The following is a 14,249-nucleotide window of genomic DNA, read 5'->3' as shown; positions in this document are numbered from 1 at the left end:
TCCTTCGAACACGTGTTCTATCTTAGGTCATTCCGAGGGATCGCCCAACTCCGTGAGGTCGCAGAATCCCTTATCCACAAGGGGAAACGTCACACGAGCGCGACATGCTTTGAGTGGTAAGAACCTGTGACTGTCGGGACCGGCGAGTGAGTCGCAGAGCCGACGCACATGCTTCGGTTCCGGCTTCAGGCACTCGCGAGGGGCGGCTCGGGTGCGCGACGGCACGGTTCGTTGAGGTGGCTTCTGATTGAGGACACGCGACGAAGACAGCGCGAACGAGGGCGAGTGGGAGCGACTGGCCAGCATGTGATGGAGGAGCGGGCGCGGCGTCGCGTGGGGTGGGCCGCGCTCGCCCCTCGGCGTGCGACGTGGCCCTAGGAGTCGTCGGCTTTGCGGACCCAGACTTCTCGGATGATGAGGAGGAGGGCGGCGGCGGTGGGGATGGCTAGGAGGGCTCCGACTACGCCTAGGAGGGCACCGCCCAGGAGGGCGGCGATGACGGTGACGGCGCCGGGGATGTCGACGGCTCGGCGCATGATGCGGGGGGCTATGACGTAGTTCTCGATCTGCTGGTAGACGATGCCGTAGGCGAGGCAGGCGACGCCGGTCCACAGGCCGGTGGTGAAGCCGATGAGGGCGACGATGATGACGCCGATCAGGCCACCGACCATCGGGATGAAGGCGGTGAACATCACCACGATCGCCAGCGCCAGGGCGTACTCGCGCACGCCGACGATCTGCAGGAAGACGAACATGAAGAAGCCGGCGCAGGCCGCGACCAGGAACTGGCCGCTGACGTAGCCGCCGACCCGGCTGAGTACCTCGTCGCCGAGGATGGAGACGCGGGCACGGCGGCTGGCCGGGACCAGGCTGTACGCCGCGCGCTTCACCGAGGGCAGGGACGCGAGGAAGTACAGCGTCAGGATGAGGATGGTGAAGGCGGAGAACAGGGCGTTCGCGACCACCCTGCCGACGCCGAGGATGCCGCCGAACGCGCGCTGCGCCAGGGCCGGGTCCTGGATGTAGTCCTGGGCCTTCTGGATGAACTGGTAGCGGTCGTTGAGCTCGTTCAGGGTCCGCGACTTGGTCAGCAGATCGAGATAGTCGGGCGCGTTCCTGATCAGGCTGTTGATCTGGTCGGTGACGACCGGGACGATCGCGAAGCCGACGCCGGCCACTGCCATGATCATCAGCAGGAAGACGACGCCGACGGACAGGCCGCGCTTCAGGCCGCGACGCATGAACCACTCGACCAGCGGGTTCAGGCCGACCGCGATGAACATCGAGACCAGCAGCAGGATGAGCACCGACCGGGCCTGGCCGAGTGCGTTCCACAGACCCCAGGCGACCAGTACGCCGAGGGCCGCGAAGAACCCGAACATGAACGGGTTCGACCGCCGCAGCGGTGGGCCCGGCAGGCCCATGCCGACGTCGGGGTGTCGCTCCTCGATCAGCAGCTCGCCGGCCAGGTTCTCGTCCCCGGCGGCCACCTCGACCTGATCCGCCGACCGATCAGCCTCGTCGGCCGACTTGTCCGCCTTGTCGGCGGAGGCTGCGGCCTTGTCAGCGGCACCCTCGGCCGCGGCCTCGGATTCGTCGGCCTCGTCGGCTGACTCGTCGGCATCGTCGGCGGCGTGCTCGGCCTGGGTTGCCGACTGCTCGGCGTCCTTGGCGGCGGCTTCCGCCTCGGCAGCGGCGGCCTTGGCCTCGCGGGTGGCCTCCGCGAGGTCCCGCTCAGGCGTCGCTGTGGAGTTTTCGTCGCCGGGTGGCGTCACATCTTGTCCTTCGGGGATCGCGAGCCGGAAGCGGTCTCGTCGGTCTTCTTCTTCTCGTCGTCGGCGGCCGCTTCCTCATCGGACGTCTCGGCCGACGCGTCCGGAGCCGCCTGCACCCGAGTCTCCTCGTCCTCGAGGTCACTCAGCCGGAACTCGTCGATCCTGGTCGAGTCAACCGGCTCCTCGTCCAAGTCCGCAGGCCCGCCGGCGGACTTGCTGGCGAGCTCGTCGGCCAGCTTCGTGTCCACCCGCAGCCCGGTGTCGATCCGCGTCTCGTCCACCCGCGCGTCACCCGCATCGGCGCCCACGAACGGGCTGGACCCGGTGAACGGGCCGTCGTCCTCGTCGTACGACGCCTCAGCCGGCTCCTCCGTGGACGCGGCCGGCGCGAACGGGCTGTCGGCAGGCGCATCGTCCTTCGCCTTCGGCGCGAAGGGGGTCGACACCGCTGCGTCGTCGTCCGCCTCCTGCGTGAAGGAGTCGTCCTCGTCCGGCTTCGGGGCGAACGGGCTCGGCGCGGCCAGGGAGTTCTCCCGCGGCGCGAAGGAGGGCGCCGGGGGAGGGGTCTGCGGCCGGGCGAACGGGTTCACGTACGCCGGTGCGGCCGTTTCGGAGTCGAGTTCGGCGGCCTGGCGGGCGATGTTGCTGGCGATCTCGTTCAGCCCGGCGATCTGGGTGAGGATGCCGTCGCGGCGCTTGGCCAGCCGCTCGGTCTCGCGGGCGACGATGGTGCGCGACCGCTCGGCCTCGTCGGCTGCGTTGGCCAGCTCGGCCTCGGAGCGGGTCCGCGCGGTGGTGAGCAGCTGCTCGGACTCGCGGCGGGCGCGGGAGATGGTCCGCTCGGCCGATTCCTCGGCCTCGGCGCGGATCTTGCGGGCCTGCTCGGTCGCCTCGGCGACGCGCCGCTCGGAGGCCTCGGCGGCCTCGCGCATCTGGGTGGTCAGGTTCTCGGTGTCGGCCGCGATCTGCTGGTGCTTGTCGGCCAGCTCCTTGGCCTGCTGCTCACGCTCGTCGGCCAGCCGGGCCCGCAGCGCGGCGGACTCGCGCTGGATCGCGGTCCGGATCTTCTCTGCCTCGTGCAGGGCGCCGTTCTTCAGCGTGCTGGCCTGCGACTCCGCGGTCAGGATCAGCTGCTCGGCCTTGCGCCGCGCGGTCTGGAGCACCTCGGCGCCCTCGGTCTCCGCGGTCCGGCGAAGCTCCGCGGCATCACCCTCGGCGGTCCGGCGCATGCTGTCCGCCTCGTTCAGCGCGACGGAGCGGATGTCCTCGGCCTCCCGGTCGCCGGTCGCGCGGGCAGAGGCTGCTTCCTTGGCCGCGGTGATGCGAAGCTCGTCGGCCTCACGCCGCGCTTCCTCGAGGGCCTCGGACGCCTGGTCCTGAGCGAGCCGGAGGATCTGCGCTGCTCGGTCGCCGAGACCGGCGTACGACGGGTTGGCGCTGGCCTCGAGTTGGCGCCGGGTTTCCTCCAACTGGCGCTGCATGGGCGCAACGCTGCCCTGGAGCTCGTCGGCGCGGTTGCGGGCCTCGACGAGTTGCATTTCCAGCGCGCGGACATAGTCGTCCACGGCCTGCTTGTCGTACCCACGGCGACTGACCGGGAATCCCCCGGCCGCGGTCGCCGTACGGTCGAAGAATGGCAGGCTCGACTCGTCAGGCATTTCCCGAGATTCCCTTCTGGCGGCTCAGTGTGAATCCCCCACCTTAAGCCTGTCAGAACCCGGGTGTAACCAGCCAGTCGGCCCCGGTGGACAACCCCGCCCCAACTACCTGTTGCGGAAGCGATTGATGGCCGCTTCGTGTTGTTCGCGAAGGGCAGCATCGCGGACGCCGAGGCCTTCGGCCGGAGCGAGGGTGAGGACGCCGACCTTGCCCTGGTGCAGGTTGCGATGGACGTCGTACGCCGCCTGGGCCGTCTCCTCCAGCGAGTACACCTTGCTGACGGTCGGGTGGACCATGCCCTTGGCAATCAACCGGTTGGCCTCCCAGGCCTCGCGGTAGTTGGCGAAATGCGAGCCGATGATCCGCTTCAGGTTCATCCACAGGTAGCGGTTGTCGTACTCGTGCATGAAGCCCGAGGTCGAAGCGCACGTCACGATCGTCCCGCCGCGCCGGGCGACGTACACCGAAGCGCCGAACGTCTCCCGTCCCGGGTGCTCGAACACGATGTCGGGGTCGTCGCCACCGGTCAGCTCCCGGATCCGCGCGCCGAACCGCTTCCACTCCCTCTGGTCCTGGGTGTGCTCGTCCGACCAGAACTTGTACCCCTCCGCCGACCGGTCGATGATCAGCGAGGCGCCCATCGCCCGGCAGATCTCCGCCTTCTCCGGCGACGACACCACGCACACGGGGATCGCCCCGCCGTTCAGCGCGAACTGGGTCGCATAGGAACCGAGCCCGCCCGACGCGCCCCAGATCAGTACGACGTCGCCCTGCTTCATGTCGGCGCCGTTCGAGGAGACCAGTTGCCGGTACGCCGTACTGTTCACCAGACCCGGCGACGCGGCCTCCTCCCAGGTGAGGTGGGCCGGCTTGGGCATCAGCTGGTTCGACTTGACCAGCGCGATCTCGGCCAGCCCGCCGAAGTTGGTCTCGAAACCCCAGATCCGCTGCTCGGAGTCGAGCATCGTGTCGTTGTGCCCGTCCGGCGACTCGAGCTCGACCGACAGGCAGTGCGCGACGACCTCGTCGCCGGGCTTCCAGGCGTTCACGCCGGGGCCGGTCCGCAGTACGACGCCCGACAGGTCGGAGCCGACGACGTGGTAGGGCAGGTCGTGGCGGGCGGTCAGCGGCGACAACTTCCCGTACCGCTTGAGGAAGCTGAACGTCGACACCGGTTCGAAGATCGACGTCCAGACGGTGTTGTAGTTGATCGCGCTCGCCATCACCGCGACCAGCGCCTCACCCGGGCCAAGCTCGGGGGTGGGGACGTCGTCCAGGTGCAGGCTCTTGCGGGGATCCTTCTCCTTGCTGTCCAGACCCTCGAACATGCCCGCCTCGTCGGCGTGCACGGTGATGCCGCGGTAGTGATCCGGTACGTCGAGCGCGCCGACGGACGCGGTGTCACCGGACAGAATCGCTTCGAGGATCTGCTTCACGTCGTACCTCCTGCAGCGGCGGTCTGGGTGAGCGGAACTTACCGCTGAGTATGCCCGTCTGGCTGTGCCTTGTGACACAGGACAGGACAGGTGAGACGACCGTCACTTTTCAGTCCACCGTTGTCAGTGGTCTTATCAGCGCAGACGGGTGTGCAGCCGCACCTGGGTGAAGTCGTCGCCGGACCTCAGCTGGACCAGATCGCACAGCTGATTGGCCAGCCAGACACCACGACCACCGAGCCCGTCGAGCGGCGGGAGCACCCGGCCGACGAGCAGGTTGTCGATCCGGCCGCGGTCGGCCACGTCGCAGATCAGCGAGCCGTCCGCGATCCACACCGACAACGTCCCGCGCGCACCGCCGAAGCGGATGCTGTTCGTGCAGATCTCGTGCAGCGCGAGCGCCAGGTCGTCCAGCCGGTCCCGCGACACCCCGTGCGACGACGCCTGCGCGTTCACCCACTGCCGCACCTGCCCGAGATCGGCCAGCGTGAACTCCCACCGCTCGGCCCGATCCGGTACTTCGCTCAGCGCCATCCGAAACGCCTTCTCTGCAAGGGCTTCCGCGCCGGAATGGGTCGCGGTCGGGTCGATGCCGACCGAGGCCTCGTACGGGCAGACCAGCCGGAAGCCGGTGTCGTTGGCGAAGGCGATGTCGAGCAGGGCCTCGTGCAGCACGGCCTCGTCGTACTCCGCCGTGCTCCGGCCGGCGTAGGCCGGTTCGCCGAGGCCGCGGACCGGGCGGCCGGGGTTGCGCTCGAGCGCGTCACGCCAGAGTGGGATCAGGCGGGCCGGGTTGCGGCCGGCCATGGTCATGTCGATGAAGCCGACCTGGTCGCCCTCGGGCCCGAGCGCCTCGCGCAGGCGGGCGATCCGGGCAGGCGGCAGGGCAGCCACGATCGCCTCACCCGTTGCCAGGCCGTCGCGGACGAAAGGTGTCGCGAGCCGCACGAACTCCTCGTCCGAGGTGTAGACGAAGGCGCCGTGCTGGAACCCCGTCGGCACACCGTCAAGAGCGTCGGTGGCGCTGTCCCTCAGCACTCGGACAGCCTAGTCCGCGAAACGCGACTCAGCAGTGTGTCGGCGCGTGCCGTTACCGCCTGTTCGACAGTGGTGACGGTGAGGTTTCTTCAGCTTTATCGTGCAACACGCTCAGAGTCGCCCCGGTCACACAGAGGTCAGGCGGGTTCGACGAGTTCGACCAGGACGCCACCGGCCGACCGTGGGTGGATGAAGTTGACCCGCGACCCGGCCGTGCCCCGCCTCGCCTCGTCGTACAGCAACTGGGCGCCGCGCTCCCGCAGCGTCGCCGAGACCGCGTCCAGGTCACGCACCCGGTAGGCGAGCTGCTGGATCCCCGGACCGCGCTGGTCGAGGAACTTGGCGATCGGCGACTCGTCCGACAGCGGCGCCAGCAACTGGATCGACGAACCGGACCCGCCCACGGACAGCATCGCCTCGCGGACGCCCTGCTCCTCGTTGATCTCCTCGTGCGCGACGGTCATCCCGAACACGTCGGCGTAGTACCGCACGGCCTCGTCGAAGTCGGCCACGGCGATTCCCACGTGGTCGATCGCCTCGAACAGGGTCTTGGTGGCGGTGAGGTGGTCCATACCGCCAGCGTGGACCAGTCAACGGCATGATTCCAATGAAAAGTGGCCGATGCGACACTCGAGCTGTGGCGGGGGATGTGCTCATCGGCCTCGGCCGACTGCTGGCGGCCGTGCAACCCTGGCGCGCGCCCGGGACCTTCCACCGGCACGGCCTGACGCTGGCCACCCTGACAACTCTTGCCGCGCGCAACCATCCCGCCGACACGGCGCTCATCGACGACGACGGTGCGCTCACGTACGCCGACCTCGATCAGCTGACCCACGAAGCCACCGCCGGCGAACGGATCGCGGTCCGCGAGCCCAACGGACGGTCGTTCGTCACAGCCGTCGTCTCCGGTCTGCGGGCGAACGCGGACGTCGTCCTGGTCGATCCCCGCGCACCGGCCGTCGAAGTGGGGACACGACGGGCCGGGCAACGCGGTCAGGTCGTAGTCATGACGTCCGGCAGCACGGGTACGCCGAAGGTCGTCGATCGGAAGGTGAGTACGGCGCAGGCTGTGCCGGTCGCGACCTTGCTGCGCCATTTGCCCTTGCAGCGTGGGGTTCCGCTGGTGATCACGCAGCCGCTGTTCCACGGGTTCGGGGTGGGGTTCCTCGCGTTGGGGTTGGCCTTCGGGATGCCGGTCGTCGTACGGCGTCGCTTCCACGCGGACGAGGTGGCGGACTTCCTGCGCGACCACCCGGGCGCTGTGCTGACTGGCGTACCGCCGATCCTGTCCAAGGTCGCGCGAACCGGAGTCGTGGTTCCGCTGGCGGCTGTGGTGAGCGGAGGCGGGTCGTTGCATCCAGTGGTCGCAGATCGGTTGGCGAAGGCATTCGGGCCGGCACTGTTCAACCTGTACGGATCGACTGAGCAGGGCTGGTCGACGCTCGCGACACCCACCGATCTTGCCGAAGCACCAGGGACGATCGGCCGACCCGCGGTCGGTGTGAAGCTGGCGATCCTCGACGATGCCGGCCTGCCGATGCCGGCCGGCGAGATCGGTCACTTGTGGGTCGGTGGCGAACTGGCCGGCCGGATGACGGACTCCGGCGACCGGGGCCATCGCGACTCGGCCGGGCGGTACTTCGTCGACGGGCGGGTCGACGACCTGATCGTGACGGGCGGGGAGAACGTATTCCCCATCGAGGTGGAGAACGCGCTCCTCAGTCACCCGGCCGTGGCCGACGTACGCGTGGTCGGCGTACCGGACGAGGAGTACGGCGCTCTGCTCGAGGCTCACGTCGTACGACGGGAGGCCGTGGACGGATGGGAATTGCTCCGGCACGCACGGACCCGGCTCAGTCCCGCGAAGGTGCCGCGGTCGATCACGTTCGTGACCGAGCTTGCGGTCACGTCGACGGGTAAACCGGCCAGGCGTGTGACCTGATCGACAGCGGCGTACCAGTGCCGTCGCAGGTATCGTGACAAGCATGTCTGACGCTACTCGCAGCTCGCAGAACCAAACCGTCATAGTCGCCGGCGCGCGCACCCCGATCGGGCGGCTGCTGGGTGGCCTCAAGGGCTTCACCGGCGCCGAGCTCGGTGGGTTCGCGATCAAGGGCGCACTGGACAAGGCCGGGGTCGCACCGGACCAGGTCGAGTACGTGATCATGGGCCAGGTGCTGCAGGCCGGCGGCGGTCAGATCACCGCCCGCCAGGCCGCGACCAAGGGCGGCATCCCGATGAGCATCCCGGCGATCACGATCAACAAGGTCTGCCTGTCCGGCCTGAACGCGATCGCGCTCGCCGACCAGCTGATCCGCGCCGGTGAGTACGACATCGTCGTCGCCGGCGGGATGGAGTCGATGACGAACGCCCCGCACCTGCTGCCGAAGTCCCGCGAGGGCTTCAAGTACGGCAACACCACGCTGGTCGACTCGATGGCGTTCGACGGCCTGTGGGACGCGTTCACCGACCAGGCCATGGGTGCCCTCACCGACCAGGCGAACACCACCGGCCTCAAGCTCAGCCGCGAGGAGCAGGACGAGTTCAGCGCCCGCTCACACCAACTGGCCGCGGCAGCCTGGAAGAACGGTGTCTTCGCCGACGAGGTGGTGCCGGTCGAGGTGCCGCAGCGCAAGGGCGACCCGATCGTGGTCGACAGTGACGAAGGTGTCCGGAGCGACACCTCGGCCGAGTCGCTGGCCAAGTTGCGGCCGGCCTTCGGCAAGGACGGCACGATCACCGCCGGTTCGGCCTCGCAGATCTCCGACGGCGGTTGTGCCGTGGTCGTGATGAGCAAGGCGAAGGCCGAAGAGCTCGGGCTGACCTGGCTCGCCGAGATCGGCGCGCACGGTTCGGTCGCAGGTCCGGACTCGTCGCTGCAGAGCCAGCCGGCGAACGCGATCGTCAAGGCCTGCACGAAGGAAGGTATCGAGCCGGCCGCGCTCGACCTGATCGAGATCAACGAGGCCTTCGCGGCCGTCGGGATCGCGTCGGCGCGGGAGCTTCAGGTCGACGTCGACAAGGTCAACGTGAACGGCGGTGCGATCGCCCTCGGCCACCCGATCGGCATGTCGGGTGCCCGGCTCGTGCTGCACCTGGCGCTGGAGTTACAGCGTCGCGGTGGTGGCGTCGGAGCCGCGGCGCTGTGCGGCGGTGGCGGTCAGGGTGATGCCCTGATCGTGCGGGTACCGCAGCGCTGACTGAAAGAGGGCTGATGCCACGACGCACCGCTCCGGTCGGCGAGTTGGTCGAGCGTGCCCGGGAGGGTGACTCCCGGGCCGTCGCCCGGCTGATCTCGTTGGTCGAGGACGAGTCGCCGCTGCTTCGCGAGGTGATGGCGGCACTCTCGCCGTACGCCGGTCAGGCGCACATCGTCGGGATCACGGGCTCGCCAGGTGTCGGTAAGTCCACGTCGACGTCGGCGCTGGTTTCGGCGTACCGGGAGACCGGGAAGCGGGTCGGCGTACTGGCGGTCGACCCGTCGTCGCCGTTCTCCGGCGGTGCGTTGCTGGGGGACCGGGTGCGGATGCAGGACCACGCGACGGACGCCGGGGTGTTCATCCGGTCGATGGCGTCGCGCGGGCATCTGGGCGGTCTGGCGTGGACGACTCCGCAGGCGTTGCGGGTGCTGGACGCGGCCGGGTTCGACGTGGTTCTGGTGGAGACGGTCGGGGTCGGGCAGTCCGAGGTGGAGATCGCCGGGATGGCCGACACGACCCTCGTGCTGCTGGCGCCGGGGATGGGTGACGGGATCCAGGCGGCGAAGGCCGGCATCCTCGAGGTCGGCGACATTTACGTTGTGAACAAGGCCGATCGCGACGGCGTGCAGAACGTCACCCGCGACCTGCGCGCGATGCTCGCACTGGCCGAACGGGCCGAAGGCGCCTGGACGCCGCCGATCCTGAAGACTGTTGCCTCGCGCAACGAAGGGATCGCCGAGGTGGTGACGGCGATCGAGGACCGGCTGGCCTGGATGACGGCGAACGGCGTCCTGGAGGAGCGCCGGCGCAGTCGCGCCCGGGACGAGATCGAGGCGATCGCGATGACCGCGCTGCGGTCGCGGTTCGCCCACCTGCACGGCGACGCCAGGTTGGACGTGCTGGCGGCCAAGGTCGCCGAGGGGAACACCGACCCCTACACGGCCGCCGACGAACTGATCGACGCGCTCTGAGTGCGACATTCGACCACTGTCTGTCACATTGTGTCGCCGGATGTGATATGAGTGGGGCGATTTCCGAAATCGGGCAAATACCGGACGATTTACGCTCCACGGCGCGATCCGCGTCTCACGGCGGCGCGCCGGTGGCTGCCATGCCCCCGAATCCGTTACAGAATGGACCTTGTAGCTGGTGAGCATTGTGCGGTGGGCTGTGTTCAGTCAGTGACAATTGGTGACGGTCCGTGATACAACACAAACACAGTCGACCGAGTGGTTGCGAACGAGGAGTGGTGACATGCCGAAGAAGCTGTTGATCTGGTCGGTCATCGCCTTTGCGGCTTTTTATCTGTTCACTCAGCCGGCCAACGCCGCCGACGCGGTAGGAGGCGCGTTCTCGGCCGTCGGCGACGCGTTCGAGAGCGTGATCACGTTCCTGAGCGCGCTGTTCGGCTGATCTGCTGACCGGGTGTCCCGTAACGAGCGATCGTGCGGGACACTTGGCTGTAAGGCACGCAGCCGGAGCCGACCGGCCGACAGCTAGGTGTTCAGGGGAGTGAACGGATGGCCGGACTAGGCCTGTTCCGGATCTTCGACCCGAAGGTCCGGCGGCACCTGATCTCGGACGAGGGCGAAGTCGTCATCGACGAGGTCCGCCAGCACTGGGTGGTGTACTCGGTGCCGATGCTCGAGGTGGCGCTGGCGACCGCCCTGCTGGTGGCGCTGGCGAGCAACTCGATCGGTGGCACACAGGTGCTGCTGGCGATCGTGCTGGTGCTGCTGTCGCATGCCTTCTGGACATTCCTCACCCATCACCGGGACCGGTTCGTGGTCACCAACATGCGGGTCATGCGGATCCGTGGCGTCTTCTCCCAGACGGTCGCGACCACTCCGATCGCGCGAGTCCTCGACATCACCCTGCAGAAGCCGATCGTCGGCCGGATCCTCGGCTACGGCCACTTCGTGTTCGAGTCGGCGGCGCAGGACCAGGGCTTCCGCGAGATCAGGTGGGTCAGCCGCCCGGACGACCGGGATCTGACCATCCAGCGAGTCATCCAGCGCACCGGTCTGCGCGCGTCGGCGAGCGTCGACGTGGTGGAGGGCGACGACGACTCCGACGACGACGGCACCGGTCCGATCGGGATGGACTCCGCGCAGGAGGTCACGACCACGGTCGCCCCCGCGCCCGCCCATCAGGCCCGCCCGGCGCCCGGCGGCTCCGGGACCAAGTCCATCTTCAACAGCGACCGCGGCAACTGGACCGACGACCCGACTGACTGACCAGTCAGTCGGGCTGGGCCTGGCTGAGGAAGACCCGGCGACGATGTTCGCGGTGTGCGTGTTCCGGGTCCGTGGCGGGTCCGGCGAGTGCCTGGGTGAGCTCTGCGGCCGCTTCGGCGTACCGGTGATCACGCGCGAGCAGTTCGGCGCGTACGGCGTGCCAGCGAGGGCTCGGTGGGAGTTCGTCGAGCAACGCGAGCCCGGACGCGGTGCCGTCGGCCTCGGCAATGGCGACCGCGTGGGCGAGGTGAGCGGACGTGCTGGGTGCGATCGACACGAGCAGGTCGTACAGGCGGACGATCTCGCGCCAGTCGGTGGCGGCGTAGCTGGGCACGCGGGCGTGCTCAGCCGCGATGGCCGCTTGGAGTTGATAGGCGTCGGCCTGCTGGCCCGAGCGCAGGAGTGAGTCATTCAGAAGCGCGATCCCGCGGCTGATCGCTGTCGCGTCCCACCGCGTGCGATCCTGCCGGTCGAGTGTGACCACCTCGCCGTCGTCGTCCAGCCGAGCCGGTCGACGTGCCTCGGTGAGAAGCAGCAGGGCCAGTACGGCGGTCGGCATCGGCTGCTCGGGTAGCAACTCATGTAGCAACTCGGCCAGCCGGATTGCCTCGGTGCAGCCGTCGACGTCGTACGCCGTCTGTCCCTCGACCGGGGCATGGCCAGAGGTGTAGAGGCTGTGGATGACACCGCACACGGCCGGCAGCCGAGCGGGTAGCTCGTCCTCAGCCGGCACCCGGTACGGGATCCGCGCCGCCGCGATCTTCTGCCGCGCCCGGGTCAGCCGCTTGGTGGTCGCGACCTCGGTGGTCAGCAGGACGCCAGCGATCTGCGCCGGCGACAGACCACACAATGTGCGCAGCGCCAGCGCTATCCGGGTCGGTGGCGACAACGCGGGATGACAGCAGGTGAAGATCAGCCGCAGCAGATCGTCCTGCACGACGCTGTCCGGGACGATTCCGTCCGACTGGGAGAGCTCCATCAGCTCCAGCCCGTCTCGCTCCTTGCCGCGGCGTGCTTGCTCGCGGCGGATGATGTCGATCGCCTTCCGCCGGGCGGTCACGGTCAGCCAGGCACGCGGTTCCGGCGGTACTCCGGTGACCGGCCAGGCGCCGAGCGCCGCCAGGGTTGCCTCCTGGACGGCGTCCTCGGCCAGCTGTACATCGCCGACGGTCCGGATCAGGGTCGCCAGGATGCGCGTCCCCTCGACCCGGATCGTCTCCGCGACTGCGTCGTACATGGTGTTACTTGGCCAGGATGACCGGCCGCACCTCGACGGCGCCGTTCCAGGCGGCCGGGATCTGCGCGGCGATCGCGATCGCTTCCTCCAGATCCTCGGCCTCGATCAGGTAGTAGCCGGTCAGCGCTTCCTTCGTCTCGGCGTACGGCCCGTCCGTCGTGACGACCTTCCCGCCGCGCGCGCCCTCCACCCGGACGACGGTCGCCGTCGGCGTCGGATGCAGGACGGCGCTCGCCTTGACGCTCTCGGCGTGGTCCACCCCGAACTGCCGGTACTCCGCCAGCTCACTCGCCTGCTCAGGCGCCCACCAGTCGACGTCCGCGGTATAGGTCAGTGCAAGGTACTGCGCCATCGGAACGCTCCTTCTTCGTCAGGCCCACTGTGGCCCCTCAGCAAGTGAACGAACAGCCACCCGCATCCAGGACATCCCTCAGGTGGTGCACTCCGCGACCCGCGCCCGGAACTCCTGTACGACGTCCGCATCACCGGCGGACTGAATCGCGGAATCGTCCAGCCGGCCCCACAACCACAGGAACACCGCATCGGCCGCCCCGAAGATCTCGGCCGCCACCTCACCCCCGGCGTCCTGGCTCACCACGACACTCGTCGCGTCGGCGCGGACCGTCCACGACCTGCCGTCGGCCGTGATCCGTACGGCGGCATCCAGCGGATGCGCGGTGTCGCCTTCCTCCCACCAGGGACCGCCGAGGTTGGGGAAGAGCAACTCGTCGATACCGTCGAGGGCCAGCGCAGGGTCGATCGGGGTGACCACGTCGTGAGCCTGCTCGACGTCGATCCGGTGAACCACACTCTCCAGCGCCATCCGCCGGTACCAGAACCCGGAGGTCTTGTCGTCCGGGTTGAACGTCCACGTCTCCCGCTCGGTCCCGGCCGCCTCCAAAGCGGCCACGATCGCCGCGCGCGCCTCGTCGTACAACTCGAGCGCATCCCGCCCACCGAAGTCCGGCGGCCACGGATCCGGCAGCGCCCCGAGCCTCAGGACCTCCACCTTGTGCAGATACACCGTCGCGACATGCCGCACCACCGACTCGACCGTCCACCCGGGACAGCTGGGCACCGCGGCATCCAACCCCATCCGCCCGACCTCACCCAACCGCGCAGACTCAGCCCGCAACTGCTCGAGGTAGAACCCAGCCAGCTCCGTCATAGGGCAGAGCATGACACCATCCCCGGACACTTTCAGATACTGCGGGCCTTCAACGCCGTCTCCCAGTCGACGGTCTCCGACCGGCTGATCTCGGCAACGCGCTCGGCGAGCAGTTTGGCCGGCTCTTCGGCCGCGGCGTAACGGCCGGCCAGTTGGGCATAGAGCCATGCTTCGCTGCGCAGTTCCTCGGCGGCCCGGCGGTAGGTCGGGTAGGAGTCCTTGAAACCGAAGAGTGTACGAATTCCCTCGGCGAGGGCGATGAGACCGCCCAGCGCCGGGGCCAGCCAGGTCGGCACGTCGAAGGCGACCGAGACTGCGATCGAGAGCGCGGCCACGAGTTGCACGACACCCAGGGTGCGGTAGGCGATGCGAGCCTGGATGGCCTGGCGGTGATACCAGCGGAAGCGGATGTCGATCATCCGCTCGGCGGGCGAGTCCTTGCCGAGCGTCGGGAAGTCTGAATCTCTGAGAGTCGCCACGGTCAGCCACGATAAGCGTT

Annotated in this window: 14 protein-coding genes; 5 read left to right on the top strand and 9 right to left on the bottom strand. The window is 68.7% G+C overall.

Going from position 1 to position 14,249, the window contains the following annotated elements; genetic code table 11:
* Positions 1-374: 374 nt before the first annotated feature.
* From EV652_RS30800 to mce, 5 genes are all read right to left on the bottom strand, one after another.
* Positions 375-1,775, bottom strand: a complete 1,401-nt coding sequence (locus tag EV652_RS30800) for an AI-2E family transporter (RefSeq protein ID WP_132212766.1) — start codon at positions 1,773-1,775, stop codon at positions 375-377.
* Positions 1,772-3,433, bottom strand: coding sequence for a coiled-coil domain-containing protein (locus EV652_RS30795; protein WP_132212765.1), 1,662 nt, complete (start codon positions 3,431-3,433; stop codon positions 1,772-1,774). The genes EV652_RS30800 and EV652_RS30795 overlap by 4 nt, the downstream gene beginning before the upstream one ends.
* A 105-nt stretch (positions 3,434-3,538) precedes the next feature.
* Positions 3,539-4,870: a crotonyl-CoA carboxylase/reductase gene (ccrA, locus tag EV652_RS30790; RefSeq protein ID WP_132212764.1), complete on the bottom strand. Its 1,332-nt coding sequence runs from the start codon at positions 4,868-4,870 to the stop codon at positions 3,539-3,541.
* Between the two features lie 135 nt (positions 4,871-5,005).
* A complete protein-coding gene (locus EV652_RS30785; protein WP_132212763.1) occupies positions 5,006-5,908 on the bottom strand; it encodes a sensor histidine kinase in 903 nt (300 codons plus the stop codon).
* Between the two features lie 137 nt (positions 5,909-6,045).
* The gene (mce, locus tag EV652_RS30780) at positions 6,046-6,480 is read right to left on the bottom strand and encodes a methylmalonyl-CoA epimerase (protein ID WP_132212762.1); all 435 of its coding nucleotides are present in this window, start codon (positions 6,478-6,480) and stop codon (positions 6,046-6,048) included.
* A 65-nt stretch (positions 6,481-6,545) separates the two neighbouring features.
* Between mce and EV652_RS30775 the strand changes: the two genes are divergently transcribed.
* The 5 genes from EV652_RS30775 (at position 6,546) to EV652_RS30760 (ending at position 11,345) form a co-directional block, all read left to right on the top strand.
* The gene (locus EV652_RS30775) at positions 6,546-7,850 is read left to right on the top strand and encodes an AMP-binding protein (RefSeq protein ID WP_158441284.1); all 1,305 of its coding nucleotides are present in this window, start codon (positions 6,546-6,548) and stop codon (positions 7,848-7,850) included.
* 43 nt (positions 7,851-7,893) lie between these two features.
* Positions 7,894-9,108, top strand: a complete 1,215-nt coding sequence (locus tag EV652_RS30770; RefSeq protein ID WP_132212760.1) for an acetyl-CoA C-acetyltransferase — start codon at positions 7,894-7,896, stop codon at positions 9,106-9,108.
* Positions 9,109-9,122: 14 nt separating this feature from the next.
* Positions 9,123-10,079 carry a methylmalonyl Co-A mutase-associated GTPase MeaB gene (meaB, locus tag EV652_RS30765; protein ID WP_132212759.1) on the top strand — a complete coding sequence of 319 codons (957 nt, stop codon included), beginning with the start codon at positions 9,123-9,125 and terminating at the stop codon, positions 10,077-10,079.
* Between the two features lie 283 nt (positions 10,080-10,362).
* Positions 10,363-10,521 (top strand): hypothetical protein, encoded by a 159-nt coding sequence (locus EV652_RS44770; protein ID WP_199238479.1) that lies wholly within the window; start codon positions 10,363-10,365, stop codon positions 10,519-10,521.
* 107 nt (positions 10,522-10,628) lie between these two features.
* On the top strand, positions 10,629-11,345 hold the full coding sequence (locus tag EV652_RS30760; protein WP_132212758.1) for a PH domain-containing protein: 717 nt from the start codon (positions 10,629-10,631) through the stop codon (positions 11,343-11,345).
* A 4-nt stretch (positions 11,346-11,349) separates the two neighbouring features.
* Here the strand turns inward: EV652_RS30760 and EV652_RS30755 are convergent, their stop codons facing one another.
* The 4 genes from EV652_RS30755 to EV652_RS30740 all read right to left on the bottom strand — a co-directional run bounded on the left by EV652_RS30755 (position 11,350) and on the right by EV652_RS30740 (position 14,229).
* On the bottom strand, positions 11,350-12,582 hold the full coding sequence (locus EV652_RS30755; RefSeq protein ID WP_132212757.1) for an RNA polymerase sigma factor: 1,233 nt from the start codon (positions 12,580-12,582) through the stop codon (positions 11,350-11,352).
* A gap of 4 nt (positions 12,583-12,586) precedes the next feature.
* The gene (locus EV652_RS30750; protein ID WP_132212756.1) at positions 12,587-12,934 is read right to left on the bottom strand and encodes a YciI family protein; all 348 of its coding nucleotides are present in this window, start codon (positions 12,932-12,934) and stop codon (positions 12,587-12,589) included.
* Positions 12,935-13,012: 78 nt separating this feature from the next.
* Positions 13,013-13,750, bottom strand: a complete 738-nt coding sequence (locus tag EV652_RS30745; RefSeq protein WP_132212755.1) for a maleylpyruvate isomerase family mycothiol-dependent enzyme — start codon at positions 13,748-13,750, stop codon at positions 13,013-13,015.
* 32 nt (positions 13,751-13,782) lie between these two features.
* Entirely contained in the window at positions 13,783-14,229 is a 447-nt protein-coding gene (locus EV652_RS30740) for a DUF4231 domain-containing protein (RefSeq protein WP_132212754.1), read from the bottom strand.
* Between the last annotated feature and the right edge of the window lie 20 nt (positions 14,230-14,249).

Origin of the sequence: Kribbella steppae (genome assembly GCF_004342025.1) — a bacterium.
Classification (GTDB): Bacteria; Actinomycetota; Actinomycetes; order Propionibacteriales; family Kribbellaceae; genus Kribbella; species Kribbella steppae.
The sequence above is the reverse complement of the archived record's forward strand: the minus strand, read 5'-3'. Positions and strand labels throughout refer to the sequence as shown.